This window comes from Streptomyces sp. NPDC002125 (genome assembly GCF_053593715.1).
The window spans coordinates 163,352-177,639 of the sequence record NZ_JBSFDD010000017.1; the positions used below are offsets into that span (position 1 = coordinate 163,352).

Consider the following 14,288-nt stretch of genomic DNA (forward strand, 5'->3'; position numbering starts at 1 on the left):
GTAGGCCAACATGCGACGAAGTGTCATATGAGGTGATATGAGGCATTGAGCCACTCAAGGGAACCCTAGGAGGCACTTCATGCGCGGAGCCACACAGGCCAGGTGGGCCGCATGCGCCGTCGCTGTCGCCCTGACGGCCACGGCATGCGGCGGAGGGGACGACGGGGGCGGTGGCGGTGGCGCCGACGGGATCGTGAGCTCGTCCTGGGGTGACCCGCAGAACCCCCTGGAGCCCGCGAACACCAACGAGGTGCAGGGTGGCAAGGTGCTCGACATGGTCTTCAGGGGCCTGGTGCGCTACAACCCGAAGACCGGCGAGGCCGAGAACGAGATCGCCGAGAAGATCGACAGCACGGACTCGCAGAACTTCACCGTCACGATCAAGGACAACTGGACCTTCAGCAACGGTGAGAAGATCACGGCGAAGTCCTTCGTGGACGCGTGGAACTACGGCGCCGCGCTGAAGAACAACCAGAAGAACGCCTACTTCTTCCAGTACATCGACGGTTATGACAAGGTCCACCCCGAGTCGGGCTCCGCCAGCGCCGAGAAGCTCTCCGGTCTGAAGGTCGTCGACGACACGACCTTCACGGTCAAGCTGTCGCAGAAGTTCTCGCTCTGGCCCGACACCCTCGGCTACGCGGCCTTCGTGCCGCTGCCCCAGGCCTTCTACGACGACCACGACGCCTGGCTCTCCAAGCCGATCGGCAACGGGCCCTACACCATCGACCAGTACGCCAAGGGCTCGTCGATGAACCTGCGCAGGTGGGACGACTACCCCGGCGACGACAAGGCGCAGAACGGCGGCATCGACCTCAAGGTCTACACCGACAACAACACCGCCTACACCGACCTGACCGCGGGCAACCTCGACCTGGTCGACGACGTGCCCGCCTCGCAGCTCAAGAACGTCGAGGCGGACCTCGGCGACCGCTACATCAACACCCCGGCCGGCATCATCCAGACGCTCGCCTTCCCCTTCTACGAGAAGGCATGGGACACCCCGGGCGCCATCAAGGTCCGCCAGGGCCTGTCCATGGCGATCAACCGCGAGCAGATCACCGACCAGATCTTCCAGAAGACCCGCACCCCCGCCTCCGACTGGACCTCCCCGGTCCTCGGCGAGGAGGGCGGCTTCAAGAAGGGCCTCTGCGGCTCCCCCTGCGAGTACGACAAGGCCCAGGCCAAGAAGCTGATCGAGGAGGGCGGCGGCATCCCCGGCGGCCAGCTGAAGATCTCGTACAACGCCGACACCGGCTCCCACAAGGAGTGGGTCGACGCGGTCTGCAACAGCATCAACAACGTCATGGGCAACAACAAGGCCTGTGTGGGCGGCCCGGTCGGCACCTTCGCCGACTTCCGCAGCCAGGTCTCCACCCAGAAGCTGACCGGTGCCTGGCGCGCCGGCTGGCAGATGGACTACCCGCTGATCCAGAACTTCCTCCAGCCGCTCTACTACACCAACGCCCCGTCCAACGACGGCAAGTGGAGCGACCAGAAGTTCGACGACCTGGTCGACAAGGCCAACGCCGAGAGCGACAAGGCCCAGGCCGTCTCCACCTTCCAGGACGCGGAGAAGGTCCTCGTCGAGCAGATGCCCGTCATTCCGCTCTGGTACCAGAACGGCAGCGCCGGCTACTCGGACAGGGTCGAGAACGTCTCGCTGAACCCCTTCAGCGTCCCGGTGTACGACCAGATCAAGGTCAAGTGACCCGTTGAAGCCGGTGGCCGGTGCGGCGTACCGCACCGGCCACGCGGCTTTCCGGTCCCTTTGCCCGTTCGCCTGAGAGGTGCCCTCCCGGTCGCCCCGGAAGGACACCCCCGAACCCCCGGAGCCCCTCATGGGACGTTATGTGATCCGGCGGTTGCTGCAGATGATCCCGGTCTTCTTCGGCACCACGCTGTTGATCTTCCTCATGGTGAACGTGATGGGCGACCCCATCGCGGGCCTCTGCGGCGACCGCCAGTGCGACCCCGCGACCGCCGCCCAGCTGCGCACCGAGTTCGGCCTCGACAAGCCGGTCTGGCAGCAGTACCTGACCTACATGGGCAACATCTTCACCGGCGACTTCGGCACCGCGTTCAACGGGCAGAAGGTCACCGAGCTGATGGCCACGGCCTTCCCCATCACCATCCGGCTCACCATCGTCGCGATCGTCTTCGAGATCGTCATCGGCATCAGCCTCGGTGTGGTCACCGGACTGCGCCGCGGACGGCCCGTCGACACCGTGGTGCTCATCCTGACCCTGGTGGTCATCGCCGTCCCCACGTTCGTCACCGGCCTGCTGCTCCAGCTCCTCCTGGGCGTGGAGTGGGGCATCATCAAGCCCTCCGTCTCCTCCGAGGCCCCGGTCGACGAACTCATCGTGCCCGGCCTCGTCCTGGCCTCCGTCTCACTGGCCTACGTCACCCGGCTCACCCGGACCTCGATCGCGGAGAACGCCCGCGCCGACTACGTCCGTACCGCCGTGGCCAAGGGCCTCCCCAGACGACGGGTGGTGGTGCGGCATCTGCTGCGCAACTCCCTGATCCCCGTCGTCACCTTCATCGGCACGGACGTGGGCGCCCTGATGGGCGGGGCGATCGTCACCGAGCGCATCTTCAACATCCATGGAGTCGGCTACCAGCTCTACCAGGGCATCCTGCGCCAGAACTCCCAGACCGTCGTCGGATTCGTCACCGTCCTGGTCCTCGTCTTCCTGGCGGCCAACCTGATCGTCGACCTCCTGTACGCCGTACTCGACCCGAGGATCCGCTATGCCTGAGCAGAAGCCGTGGGACGAGACGACGGGCAGCGGGGCGATCTCGGGGGCGGGCGCGGGCGGAGGCATGGACCTCGCGATGGACGAGGGCGTCACGCTGGAGAAGACGCCCGGCGGTCCCGAGGGCACCGGCCCGGCCGGCAAGCCGCGCAGCCTCTGGTCCGACGCCTGGCGCGATCTGCGCCGCAACCCGGTCTTCATCATCTCCGGGCTGATCATCCTGTTCCTGGTGATCATCTCGATCTGGCCGTCCCTGATCGCGGACCAGGACCCGCTCGACTGCGACCTCGCCAAGGCCCAGGAGGGGTCCCAGCCGGGGCACCCCTTCGGCTTCGACGGCCAGGGCTGCGACGTCTACACCCGCACCGTCTACGGCGCCCGTACGTCGGTGACCGTCGGCGTCCTGTCCACCCTCGGGGTCTCGCTGCTCGGCGGCGTGCTCGGCGGACTCGCCGGGTTCTTCGGCAAGGGCTGGGACGCCGTGCTCTCCCGCATCACGGACGTCTTCTTCGGCATCCCGGTGGTCCTCGGCGGACTGGTCTTCCTGTCCGTCGTCACCAGCTCCACGGTCTGGCCGGTGATCGGCTTCATCGTGCTGCTGGGCTGGCCCCAGATCGCCCGTATCGCCCGCGGCTCCGTCATCACCGCCAAACAGAACGACTACGTCCAGGCGGCCAGGGCGCTGGGCGCCTCCAACACCCGGATGATGCTCCGCCACATCATGCCCAACGCCATCGCGCCGGTGATCGTCGTCGCGACCATCGCCCTGGGGACGTACATCTCGCTGGAGGCGACCCTCTCGTACCTCGGTGTCGGCCTGAAGCCGCCGGCGGTCTCCTGGGGCATCGACATCTCGGCCGCCTCCCAGTACGTCCGCAACGCGCCGCACATGCTTCTCTGGCCCGCCGGAGCACTGGCCGTCACCGTGCTCGCCTTCATCATGCTCGGCGACGCGGTGCGCGACGCCCTCGACCCCAAGCTGCGCTGAGGAGTCCGCTGCCATGTTGCTCGAAGTGCGCGATCTGCACGTGGAGTTCCACACCCGGGACGGCGTCGCCAAGGCCGTCAACGGGGTCAACTACTCGGTGGCCGAAGGCGAGACGCTCGCCGTGCTCGGCGAGTCCGGTTCGGGCAAGTCCGTCACCGCACAGGCGATCATGGGCATCCTCGACACCCCTCCGGGCAAGATCAGCGGTGGCGAGATCCTCTTCCAGGGCCGCGACCTGCTGAAACTCAAGCCCGAGGAGCGCCGCAAGGTCCGGGGCCAGGAGATGGCCATGATCTTCCAGGACGCGCTGTCCTCGCTGAACCCGGTGCTGAGCGTGGGGGAGCAGCTCGGCGAGATGTTCGTCGTCCACCGCGGGATGTCCCGGGGCGACGCCAAGGCCAAGGCCATCGAGCTGATGGACCGGGTGCGCATCCCCGCCGCACGCGAACGGGTCGGCAACTTCCCCCACCAGTTCTCCGGCGGTATGCGCCAGCGCATCATGATCGCGATGGCGCTGGCCCTGGAGCCCGACCTGATCATCGCGGACGAGCCCACCACGGCGCTCGACGTGACCGTCCAGGCCCAGGTCATGGACCTGCTCGCGGAGCTCCAGCGCGAGCTCAACATGGGTCTGATCCTGATCACGCACGACCTCGGTGTCGTCGCGGACGTCGCCGACAAGATCGCCGTGATGTACGCGGGCCGGATCGTCGAGACCGCCCCGGTCCACGAGATCTACAAGGCCCCCGCCCACCCGTACACCAAGGGCCTGCTCCGCTCGATCCCGAGGCTGGACCAGAAGGGTCAGGAGCTCTACGCGATCAAGGGCCTGCCGCCCAACCTGCTGCACATCCCGCCCGGCTGCGCCTTCCACCCGCGCTGCCCGATGGCCCAGGCCGTGTGCCGCACGGACGTGCCGCCGCTCTACACCGTGGACGAGGAGCGCCGGAGCGCCTGCCACTTCTGGAAGGAGACGCTCGATGCACGCTGAGGACGCGGAACGCGGGAACGGCCCAGGTGGCTCCACGCTGCTCTCCGAGGCGCGGGAGGCGGACCGCACGCGGCCGTACGCGGAGGGCGACCCGATCCTGGAGGTGCGCGGCCTGGTCAAGCACTATCCGCTCACCCGGGGCATCCTCTTCAAGAAGCAGGTCGGCGCGGTCAGGGCCGTCGACGGCGTGGACTTCGACCTGGCGGCGGGCGAGACGCTCGGCATCGTGGGGGAGTCCGGCTGCGGCAAGTCGACCGTCGCCAAGATGCTGGTGCACCTGGAACCGCCCACCGGGGGAGTGATCCGCTACAAGGGCGAGGACGTCACCAAGCTGTCCGGCCGCGCGCTGAAGGCCGTACGCCGCAACATCCAGATGGTGTTCCAGGACCCGTACACCTCGCTCAACCCGCGTATGACGGTCGGCGACATCATCGGGGAGCCGTACGAGATCCACCCCGAGGTGGCGCCCAAGGGGAACCGCAGGCAGAAGGTGCAGGACCTGCTCGACGTCGTCGGTCTGAACCCGGAGTACATCAACCGCTATCCGCACCAGTTCTCCGGCGGCCAGCGCCAGCGCATCGGCATCGCCCGCGGCCTCGCCCTCAACCCCGAGATCATCGTCGCCGACGAACCGGTCTCGGCGCTCGACGTGTCGGTCCAGGCCCAGGTGGTCAACCTGCTGGACCGGCTCCAGGCCGAGTTCAGCCTGAGCTTCCTGTTCATCGCGCACGACCTGTCGATCGTCCGGCACATCTCCGACCGGGTCGGCGTCATGTACCTCGGCCGGATCGTCGAGATCGGCACGGACGAGCAGATCTACGACCACCCCACGCACCCCTACACCCAGGCGCTGCTGTCCGCCGTCCCGGTGCCCGACCCGACGGCCCGTGAGCACCGCGAGCGGATCATCCTGCATGGCGACGTGCCGTCCCCCGCGAACATCCCGTCCGGCTGCCGCTTCCGCACCCGCTGCTGGAAGGCGCAGGAGCGGTGCGAGCTGGAGGTCCCGCTGCTGGCGGTGCCGGCGGTCTTCCGGGGCGCGGAGACACCCGCCCGGCACGATTCGGCGTGTCACTTCGCCGAGGAGAAGACGGTGGTGCCCAAGGAGGGGCCGGCGGGGACGACGGAGCCCCAGGACGCTCCGCCGTCCCCGCCCGCACCCCCGAACGCGGGTGAGACAGGCGACAAAGAGTGATAAATGAGCCTCATCTTCGTTAACACAGAGGCAACTTGACCGTCTCGGCTCCGATATACGAACGCCTCACCATGGACAACGTACGGCCGTGCGGGTGCCGTGAACCGGCCGGGGCGTTCATCACGTCGCCCCGGCCGGTTACCCGTTCCCCGCAGCCCCCAGAGGTCCCCTTGTCCATCGGCGGACCGCCGGGGAGTATCGCTGGGGTGATACTCACACGGGGAGCCAGAATCACCGGGGCGGTGCTCTGCGCCGTGCTCGTGGCCGTCACCGCGGCCTGGATCGTGCGTGATCTGCGGGCCGTCGGCGATCCCGCCGAGCTGCTGCGCCACTGGGCGGGCTTCGTGGACACCCGGTTGAAGGTGCGCCCCGCCACGACGCAGGCCGACCCGGTGCTGCTCGTCGTCGGCGTCCTCGCCCTCATCGCCGCGCTCCGCTCGTCGATCGCCGCGTCCGTGCTGGTCACCACCGGTGTGGTCACCCTCGTGATGCGGCTGCCCGGCGTCTGGACCATCGGTGCGTCCTGGATGGACGGACGCTTCAGCGACGAGCTGCGCACCCGCGCCCTCGTCGGGACCTTCGCCGTTCTCGCCGCGGCCCTCGCGCTGATCATCACCGGCGCCGCGGGCCGCAGACAGCCCGAGGACTCCTACGAGCGGCGGCCCACCAGGCCGGGCCAGGGAGCCGGTGTCACCACCTTCCTCCTGCTCGGTGTCTCCGGGGCGGTCCTGATCGCCTGGGAGGTCCGGCAGTTCGTCACCCTGAGCGCGGACGTCTACCCGGACTGGTTCATCGGCGGAGACGCCATCCAGGTCGGACTGGTCGAGGCGCCGCCCGGCTGGGAGAGCCTGGCGCTCGCTGCCGTCTGCCTGGTGGTGGCGTGGACGGCGCTCTTCCGGGCCGTCCACTCACGCCCGCTCGGCATGATCGCCGCCGGCTTCCTGCTGGTCTCGGGCGGCGCCGGGATCGCCCAGGCCGTTCACGAGCGGATGCTGGACCACTTCGGCGAACTCGACGTGGAGTACCAGCTCCTCGCCCTCACCTGGTTCCTGTTCGCCCTCGCCGGGCTCCTGACCCTGCTCGTCCTGGCACGCAGGGGCTTCGAGGTGCCCGACGGAGAGGACCAGGGGTACGGCGGCTACGGCTATCCGCAGTCCGGCTCCCAGGGGTACGGCTACCCGCGGACCGGCACCCCCGGTTACGGCTATCCGCAGAGCGGGACACCCGGTTACGGCTATCCGCAGGGCGGCACCCCCGGCTACGGCTACCCGGGTGGCGGCGGCGGGCCCGCCGCCCCGCCGCCGCCCAGCTCCCGGCCGCCCAGCTGGTGAGGGCCCCGGCTACCCCCGGGCCAGCCCCAGGGACCGCTTGAGGAAGTCCACCTGGAGCAGCAGCAGATTCTCGGCCACCTGCTCCTGCGGGGTCATGTGCGTCACCCCGCTCAGCGGCAGCACCTCGTGCGGGCGCCCGGCGGACAGCAGCGCCGACGAGAGCCTCAGCGCGTGGGCGACCACCACGTTGTCGTCGGCCAGACCGTGGACGATCATCATCGGCCGCACCTCGCCGGCCGGCTCGGACAGCCCCTCGTCCGTCACCAGGGAGCTGCGGGCGTACACCTCGGGCTGCGCGGCGGGGTCACCGAGATAGCGCTCGGTGTAGTGGGTGTCGTACAGCCGCCAGTCCGTCACCGGCGCGCCGACCACGGCCGCGTGGAAGACGTCCGGGCGCCGCAGCACCGCGAGCGCCGAGAGGTACCCGCCGTACGACCAGCCGCGCATCGCCACCTTCGAGAGGTCCAGCGGGAAGCGCCCGGCCAGCGCGTGCAGCGCCTCGACCTGGTCGTCGAGGGTCAGGGTGAAGTCGTCCCTGACCGCCTTCTCCCAGCCCGGCGAGCGGCCGGGCGCGCCCCGGCCGTCCGCGACGATCACGGCGAAACCGTGGTCGGCGAACCACTGTGACGTGAGGTGCGGATTGTGCGCGGCGACGACCCGCCGGCCGTGCGGACCGCCGTAGGGGTCCATCAGCACCGGAAGAGGGCCGTCCGATTCCTTGTAGCCGGAGGGGAGCAGCACGGCGCACGGGATGCGCCGTGCGCCCCCCTCGGCCAGCTGGACCCGTGCCCGCAGGGTCGGCTCCTGGGCGAGATCGGCCACGGTGGCGATCCGCTTGCCGTCCCGCAGGACCTGTACGGCCGCTCCCGGCTGCTCCAGGGTCGCCGAGACCAGCACCGTCACCTCGCCCGAGCGCACCGCGGAGTGCACCCCGGCACCCTCGCTGACGCGCTCGACGCCCAGCTCGTTGACCCGGTAGACATGGCTCTGCCCCGTCTCGGGATCGGCCGCGCCCTCGCCCGCCGTGGCCTGCACCAGGATGTCCGACTCCCCGATGTCCAGCACCGCCTGGATGTGCAACTGGTCACCGGTCAGCGGGCGGTCGCCGACCGAGAGCACACGCGCGCCCCCCTCGTCGGCGACCCGGACGAGACGCCCGTCCGGCGCCCATGCGGGCACGCCGGCGAAAAGATCAAGCCAGATCTCGTCCTCGTCCACATGTACGGTCCGCGTCGCACCGCTCTCCGTGTCGACGGCCAGATGCAGCTGGCTGCGCTGGTCGCGGGCCTGCACCAGGAGGAGCGGCGCGCCGTGCGACGACCAGTGCACCCGGGCCAGGTAGGGGAAGCGCGCGCGGTCCCAGACGACCTCGGTGCGAGCCCCCTCCAGATCCGTCACGAAGAGCCGCACCTCGGCGTTGGCCGTCCCTGCCGCCGGATAGCCCACCTCGGCCGGCTTGCTCCCGGGGTTCGCGGGATCGGCGATCCACCACCGCTGTACGGCGCTGTCGTCGGCGCGGGCGACGAGCAGGCGCTCCGAGTCGGGCGACCACCAGAAACCCCGGTAGCGGCCCATCTCCTCGGCCGCGACGAACTCGGCCAGCCCGTAGGTGACCTGCGCGTCCTCCGGCTCGGCGACCGGCCGGTCGCCCGCGCCGTCCGCACCCACCACGCGGAGCGCGCCCCGGGAGACATAGGCGATGTGCCGGCCGTCGGGGGAGGGGCGCGGGTCGATGACCGGGCCCGGTACCGGCAGCGCGCGGGCCGTGCCCGCCCTCAACTCCGCGACGTACACCTTGCCGGAGAGCGCGAAAGCGGCCAACTCGGCCGCCTCGTCGACCGCGTAGCCGACGATTCCCGCCGATCCCTCCCTGGTCCGCTCGCGCCGCGCGCGCTCCTGGGGGGACAGCTTCTCCGTCGAACCCCCCAGCAGCACGGCGGGATCGGCGGCGACCCGCTCCTCACCGGTCAGGGTGTCGAGCACCATGAGCCGGTTCGTCCGGTCGGTGCCCGACGACGAGCGGAGGAAGATCACCCGCGTCCCGTCCCTCGAGACGGTGAACGCGCGAGGTGCGCCGAGAGTGAACCGCTGGGTCCGGGCGTGCTGGCGTGGAAAAGACAGCTTCTGCGAGGTCATGGCACCGAACCTAGCTCTCGACGGGCGGTCCGTGCGCCCCTCGTGCTGCTGTGCCCCGATCAATGCGTCGGCACGGATAGTTATGATCCGTAGCGCTCGGTGGGTATGAACCTGCTGGCTCCATGTGTGCTGCCTGTCCCGACCGTACTGATGGAGGTGAACCGCCGTGGCACTCTCGATTTCGGCGGTGGTGCTGCTGGCGATCGTCGTCTTCCTGCTGATCCGGAAATCCGGACTGAAGGGCGGACACGCGGTGGTCTGCATGTTGCTCGGGTTCTATCTCGCGAGCTCGTCGATCGCCCCGACCATCTCGGAGGTGACGTCGAACGTGGCAGGAATGATCGGGGGCATCAAGTTCTGACAGGTGTGCCGGCAGGCCGGGACACCGTGGGGCGGTCCGTGCGGGGGGCGGGCTGCTCGTAGGGTGGTCCCATGAAGGACCTTCCCGCCCGCCGTCTGCTCCTGGTGCACGCGCACCCCGACGACGAGTCGATCAACAACGGCGCCACCATGGCCAGGTACGCGGCCGAGGGCGCCCACGTCGCCCTGGTGACCTGCACCCTCGGCGAGGAGGGCGAGGTCATCCCGCCCGGCCTGGCGCATCTCGCCGAGGACCGTGAGGGCGGCCTGGGCGCCCACCGCGTCGGCGAACTCGCGGCGGCCATGCGGGAGCTCGGCGTGAGCGACCACCGCTTCCTGGGCGGCCCCGGCAGGTACCGCGACTCCGGAATGATGGGCACCGAGCAGAACCACAGGCCCGGCGCCTTCTGGGACGCCCGCCTCGACGAGGCGGCGGGCCACCTCGTCGGAGTGATCAGGGCCCTGCGGCCCCAGGTCCTCGTCACCTACGACCCCGACGGCGGATACGGCCACCCCGACCACATCCAGGCGCACCGCGTCGCGATGCGCGCCGCGGACCTGGCCGCCGATCCCGCGTACGGGGACGGCGCCCCGCACACCGTCGCCAAGATCTACTGGAACCGGGTGCCCCGCTCCGTCGCCGAGGAGGGCTTCGCCCGGCTGCGGGAGACCGCCCCCGACGCCTTCCCGGGGATCGCCGCGATCGACGACGTACCCGGTGTGGTGGACGACTCGGAGATCACCGCCGAGATCGACGGTTCCGCGTACGCCGCGGCCAAGACCGCGGCCATGCGGGCGCACGCCACCCAGATCGCCGTGGACGGCCCGTTCTTCGCTCTTTCGAACGACCTCGGGCAGCCCGTCTTCACCACCGAGTACTACCAATTGGTGCGAGGCGACAGCGGCGTGGACCATGGTCTGCGGGAGCACGACCTCTTCGCGGGCCTGGCGGACGCGGCCCTCGCACCGGGAGCACAGACATGAGCAGCAGGCAGAGGCCGCGCGCCTCGTCGCAGTCGCCGCGCACCAACGCCCCGCCCAGGAGCCCCGCGCCCACCGGGCTTGCCGCGCCCCCGAACCCCCGGCGCATCCCCCTGTACGCCGGCCTCGCGGTGCTGGGCGCGGCGGTCGGGTTCACGGGCACCCTCGTCCAGGCGGCCCTGTTTCCGGGCGGGTTGCTGCTCGCGCTGGCCGCGTCGGCCGGGGTGTTCTACGGCGGCCGGGTGCTGACCCGCACACAGCTCGGCGCGCTCGTACCGGCGGTGGGCTGGTTCATCGCCGTCATCATCCTGCTCGGCGGGCGTCCCGAGGGCGACTTCGTCTTCGCCGAGGAGATCGGCCTCGCGCTCTTCATGCTCGGAGGGATGGCCGTCGCTGTGATGTGTGCCACGATGTCGCGGCTGCCTGATCCGGCCAACGACACCGGTCGACCTGGCACGTGATGTGGTATGTCCGCTCCCGGTCGCCCCTCCGCGCAGCGGTGGGTGCATCCTTGATTCCCCCGGTCGCGGAGAGTCTTTCGGCGGCGGCCAGTATGGTGGTGCGCGCGCCGAGCCGTCCCCTGGCCTGCGGCATGGGGGAAGTACGGGCGGCGGAGCCAATCGGGAGAACCTGCTTTGAGTCGTGAAACTGACAGTTCGTCCTCCGGGCCCCAGGGGCGCGGCGGAGCCGCGTACCCGTCGGGTACGCCGCCGTACGGATCACGCCAGTATCCGTCGCTGCACCCGTCTCAGGACGGGCCGGATGAGACTCCGGAGCCTGCGGATCCGCCTCAGCCCGAGGAGCCCAGAACAGAGACGACGCTGACGACGCGCATCCGGATCAACATTCCGGGCTCGCGTCCGATCCCGCCCGTCGTCATGCGTACGCCGATGAGTGACACCGACGGCTCGGGCGGCCCCGCCGCCGAGCGGACCGGCAGCACCCCGAGGCCGGGCGCTCCCGCGTCCTCGCCCGGCGGTGCACCCGGCGGCCCCGGCCCGGAGGCACGTGACGGCGGCCCGGCCGCCGAGCCCCCGGCCGAGAAGCCGGCCAGGGAGAAGAGCGGAAGCGACTGGTTCGCCCCGCGCAAGGCTCCGGCCGCGGGCGCGGCCCCGGCTCCGGGCGCGCCCGGGCCGAACCAGGGCCAGGGCTCCAGCGGCCCGTCCGCCGGCGTCCCCTCGTCGGGCGGGCCTTCCGGGGCGCCCGGTTCCGGACCCACGCCGCCGCCCCGCGCGGACTCCCCGTACTTCCCGGAGGGGGCGCAGCCCGGTGCCCGCCAGGGCGGCAGCGCCCTGGACGGACTCGGTGCGGGCGGCCCCGGCGGTCCGCTGTCCACGCCGAACCCCGGCATGCGCCAGCCCGGCGGACCCGGTCCCTCCGGGCCCACCACCGGCCCGGCCACCGGCAGTTCCGCGCTGACGCCGAACCTCGACGCCCTCCCCGGCGGCCCGACGGGCCCCCGGCCGGGCGGCCCCGGCGGCGTACCGCCCCGGATGTCCGACGACACCGCGATCCTGACGCCGCAGGCCCCGGCGCCCGGCCCCGGCAACGGCCCGGGCGGTCATGTCTCCGGTGACACGCTCACCAGCGGCATCCCCGTCATCCCCTCGGACTCCCGCTCGCCCTTCCCCGGCGGGCCCGGCGGACTGCGTCCCGAGGGCCCCCTGGGCGGCGGACCCGCCGACCCGGGTGGCCCCGCGGCGCCCGCGCCCGCCCCGAGGCCGGCTCCGCAGCCCGCGCCGCCCGCCAAGAAGGGCCGCTCCAAGCTGGTCCTGCTGGGCGTCGCCGCGTTCGTGCTGTTCGGCGTCGCCTACGGCGCGGGACTGCTGATGAACCACTCCGAGGTCCCGAAGGGCACCACGGTGCTCGGCGTCGACATCGGCGGCGGCACGAAGGAGGAGGCGGTCACCAAACTGGAGGCCGCCCTCGGCAAGCGCGCCCAGGCGCCTCTCCAGCTGTCCGTCGACGGCAAGGAGGAGAAGCTCTCCCCGGAGAAGGCCGGTCTGACCCTGGACAGCGAGGAGACCGTGCGCGGCGCCGCGGGCAGCGACTACAACCCGGTCTCCGTGATCGGTTCCCTGTTCGGCGGGGCGCGCTCCGCCGACCCGGTGATCCCGGTCGACGAGGAGAAGCTCGGGGTCGCGCTGACCGAGCTGGCGGGCGTCTCCGGCTCCGCCAACGACGGCACGATCAAGTTCGAGCCGAACAAGGCCGTCGCCGTCCCCGGCAAGCCGGGCAAGTCGCTGGACGTCAACCGGTCGATGATCTCCGTACGCGACGCCTATCGCGCGCAGGTCCAGACCGGTGAGCCGACCGTCGTCGAACTGCCGGTCGCCGCAACCGAACCCACCATCACCAAGGCCGAACTCGACCGGGCGATGAAGGAGTTCGCCCAGCCGGCGATGTCCGGTCTGGTGACCATCAAGGCCGGGCAGAAGCAGATCGACTTCGGGCCCGCGAGGTCGCTGCCGCAGATCCTGTCCATGAAGCCGATCGACGGCAAGCTCGTCGCGGTCTACGACAAGAAGGCGATCGAGACCCTGCTGGACGGCGTCTTCGACGGCATCATGATCACGAAGGGCGACGGGAAGCAGTACCCGGTCAGCCCCGACGACGTGGCCCACGCCATGCAGGGCGCGCTGCTCGGCAAGACCCCCGCCGAGCGCACCGTCGCGATCGAGCTCAACGGCGAGGGCTGACAGCCCCCGCGGCACCCGTACAACCCGCCCCTGCCCGGCTCTCCGGGCGGGGGCGGAGTCGTACGGCCCCGGAGCGCCCGGACGGCGCGGGGCCGTCCACGAGACCGGTCCGGGAGGAGAGGGTTCCATGTCCACGAGATGGAGTCTGACGATCGACTGCGCGCACCCGAAGGCGCTGGCGACCTTCTGGGCGCTGGCCCTGGGATACGTCGAGACGCCCCCGCCCGCCGGGTTCGGCAGCTGGGAGGAGTGGTTCGTCCACCACGACGTGCCGGAGGAGGAGTGGGACGACGGCGCCTATCTCTCCGACCCGGACGGCGTGGGTCCGACCCTGTCCTTCATGAAGGTCCCGGAGCCCCGGACGGTCAAGAACCGGCTCCACATCGACGTGCGGGTGGGCGGCGGCCGCGAGACCCCGTGGGAGATCCGGTGGCCGCGGGTGACCGAGGCGGTGGAGAAGCTGACGGCCGCCGGCGCGACGGTCGTCCGGGAGCACGAGCTGGGGGGCCGGCCCGATCACGTCGAGATGGCCGACCCCGAAGGCCATGTGTTCTGCGTGCTCTGAGACGCCCGGCCCCGCGTGATCCGCGGGGCCGGGGGCCGGGCCTGAGCCGGCCGATGGGCCCTACGGGAAGGACACCACCTGGGACGGGACGGTCGTGTCACCGGCCGTGGGGGAGCCGGTGTCGTTGATGACGTGTTCGTACTGCCCGTTGCCGCCGAGCGAGACGACGAGCAGGTCGTGGAACGTCACTCCGGGTTTCACGGGTGCCTGGAAGCCGTGGTGCTGGCGGATGGTGGGGTCGACGTTGTAGTAGCAGTAGCTGCCCATGCCCCAGCCCTCG

12 protein-coding genes and 1 pseudogene are annotated in these 14,288 nt (G+C 70.7%); 11 read left to right on the forward strand and 2 right to left on the reverse strand.

Annotated elements, in window-relative coordinates; all coding sequences use genetic code 11:
- Positions 1-79 precede the first annotated feature (79 nt).
- From ACWCQM_RS26715 to ACWCQM_RS26740, 6 genes are all read left to right on the forward strand, one after another.
- Complete coding sequence (locus ACWCQM_RS26715) at positions 80-1,711, forward strand: peptide ABC transporter substrate-binding protein (RefSeq protein WP_450917647.1); 1,632 nt, start codon at positions 80-82, stop codon at positions 1,709-1,711.
- 130 nt (positions 1,712-1,841) lie between these two features.
- Complete coding sequence (locus tag ACWCQM_RS26720; protein ID WP_014154263.1) at positions 1,842-2,765, forward strand: ABC transporter permease; 924 nt, start codon at positions 1,842-1,844, stop codon at positions 2,763-2,765.
- Positions 2,758-3,750 carry an ABC transporter permease gene (locus tag ACWCQM_RS26725; protein ID WP_450917648.1) on the forward strand — a complete coding sequence of 331 codons (993 nt, stop codon included), beginning with the start codon at positions 2,758-2,760 and terminating at the stop codon, positions 3,748-3,750. Before ACWCQM_RS26720 ends, ACWCQM_RS26725 begins: the two co-directional genes overlap by 8 nt.
- A gap of 13 nt (positions 3,751-3,763) precedes the next feature.
- Positions 3,764-4,741 carry an ABC transporter ATP-binding protein gene (locus ACWCQM_RS26730; RefSeq protein WP_073744868.1) on the forward strand — a complete coding sequence of 326 codons (978 nt, stop codon included), beginning with the start codon at positions 3,764-3,766 and terminating at the stop codon, positions 4,739-4,741.
- A complete protein-coding gene (locus ACWCQM_RS26735) occupies positions 4,731-5,936 on the forward strand; it encodes an ABC transporter ATP-binding protein (RefSeq protein WP_450917649.1) in 1,206 nt (401 codons plus the stop codon). Before ACWCQM_RS26730 ends, ACWCQM_RS26735 begins: the two co-directional genes overlap by 11 nt.
- Before the next feature lie 206 nt (positions 5,937-6,142).
- Positions 6,143-7,267 (forward strand): hypothetical protein, encoded by a 1,125-nt coding sequence (locus tag ACWCQM_RS26740; protein ID WP_450917650.1) that lies wholly within the window; start codon positions 6,143-6,145, stop codon positions 7,265-7,267.
- A 9-nt stretch (positions 7,268-7,276) separates the two neighbouring features.
- Here ACWCQM_RS26740 and ACWCQM_RS26745 read toward each other — a convergent pair whose 3' ends face one another.
- Positions 7,277-9,403: an alpha/beta fold hydrolase gene (locus ACWCQM_RS26745; protein ID WP_450917651.1), complete on the reverse strand. Its 2,127-nt coding sequence runs from the start codon at positions 9,401-9,403 to the stop codon at positions 7,277-7,279.
- A gap of 166 nt (positions 9,404-9,569) precedes the next feature.
- Here ACWCQM_RS26745 and ACWCQM_RS26750 point away from each other — a divergent pair, with 166 nt between their 5' ends.
- The 5 genes from ACWCQM_RS26750 to ACWCQM_RS26770 all read left to right on the forward strand — a co-directional run bounded on the left by ACWCQM_RS26750 (position 9,570) and on the right by ACWCQM_RS26770 (position 14,008).
- Complete coding sequence (locus ACWCQM_RS26750) at positions 9,570-9,764, forward strand: hypothetical protein (RefSeq protein ID WP_014154257.1); 195 nt, start codon at positions 9,570-9,572, stop codon at positions 9,762-9,764.
- Between the two features lie 71 nt (positions 9,765-9,835).
- The gene (mshB, locus tag ACWCQM_RS26755) at positions 9,836-10,747 is read left to right on the forward strand and encodes an N-acetyl-1-D-myo-inositol-2-amino-2-deoxy-alpha-D-glucopyranoside deacetylase (RefSeq protein ID WP_450917652.1); all 912 of its coding nucleotides are present in this window, start codon (positions 9,836-9,838) and stop codon (positions 10,745-10,747) included.
- Complete coding sequence (locus tag ACWCQM_RS26760; RefSeq protein WP_450917653.1) at positions 10,744-11,205, forward strand: DUF6113 family protein; 462 nt, start codon at positions 10,744-10,746, stop codon at positions 11,203-11,205. The genes mshB and ACWCQM_RS26760 overlap by 4 nt, the downstream gene beginning before the upstream one ends.
- Before the next feature lie 174 nt (positions 11,206-11,379).
- Entirely contained in the window at positions 11,380-13,443 is a 2,064-nt protein-coding gene (locus tag ACWCQM_RS26765; RefSeq protein WP_450917654.1) for a hypothetical protein, read from the forward strand.
- Between the two features lie 127 nt (positions 13,444-13,570).
- Positions 13,571-14,008: a VOC family protein gene (locus ACWCQM_RS26770; protein ID WP_450917655.1), complete on the forward strand. Its 438-nt coding sequence runs from the start codon at positions 13,571-13,573 to the stop codon at positions 14,006-14,008.
- Positions 14,009-14,068: 60 nt separating this feature from the next.
- On the opposite strand, the pseudogene ACWCQM_RS26775 reads toward ACWCQM_RS26770, so the two are convergent.
- A pseudogene (locus tag ACWCQM_RS26775) lies at positions 14,069-14,288 on the reverse strand (coagulation factor 5/8 type domain-containing protein); the annotation flags it as partial.

Excerpts from the sequence above, each read along its gene's own strand:
- ACWCQM_RS26735 (WP_450917649.1), top strand. The coding sequence starts at position 4,731 with ATGCACGCTGAGGACGCGGAACGCGGGAACGGCCCAGGTGGCTCCACG.
- ACWCQM_RS26730 (WP_073744868.1), top strand. The coding sequence starts at position 3,764 with ATGTTGCTCGAAGTGCGCGATCTGCACGTGGAGTTCCACACCCGGGAC.
- ACWCQM_RS26715 (WP_450917647.1), top strand. The coding sequence starts at position 80 with ATGCGCGGAGCCACACAGGCCAGGTGGGCCGCATGCGCCGTCGCTGTC.
- ACWCQM_RS26770 (WP_450917655.1), top strand. The coding sequence starts at position 13,571 with ATGTCCACGAGATGGAGTCTGACGATCGACTGCGCGCACCCGAAGGCG.
- ACWCQM_RS26745 (WP_450917651.1), bottom strand. The coding sequence starts at position 9,403 with ATGACCTCGCAGAAGCTGTCTTTTCCACGCCAGCACGCCCGGACCCAG.
- mshB (WP_450917652.1), top strand. The coding sequence starts at position 9,836 with ATGAAGGACCTTCCCGCCCGCCGTCTGCTCCTGGTGCACGCGCACCCC.
- ACWCQM_RS26760 (WP_450917653.1), top strand. The coding sequence starts at position 10,744 with ATGAGCAGCAGGCAGAGGCCGCGCGCCTCGTCGCAGTCGCCGCGCACC.
- ACWCQM_RS26720 (WP_014154263.1), top strand. The coding sequence starts at position 1,842 with ATGGGACGTTATGTGATCCGGCGGTTGCTGCAGATGATCCCGGTCTTC.
- ACWCQM_RS26725 (WP_450917648.1), top strand. The coding sequence starts at position 2,758 with ATGCCTGAGCAGAAGCCGTGGGACGAGACGACGGGCAGCGGGGCGATC.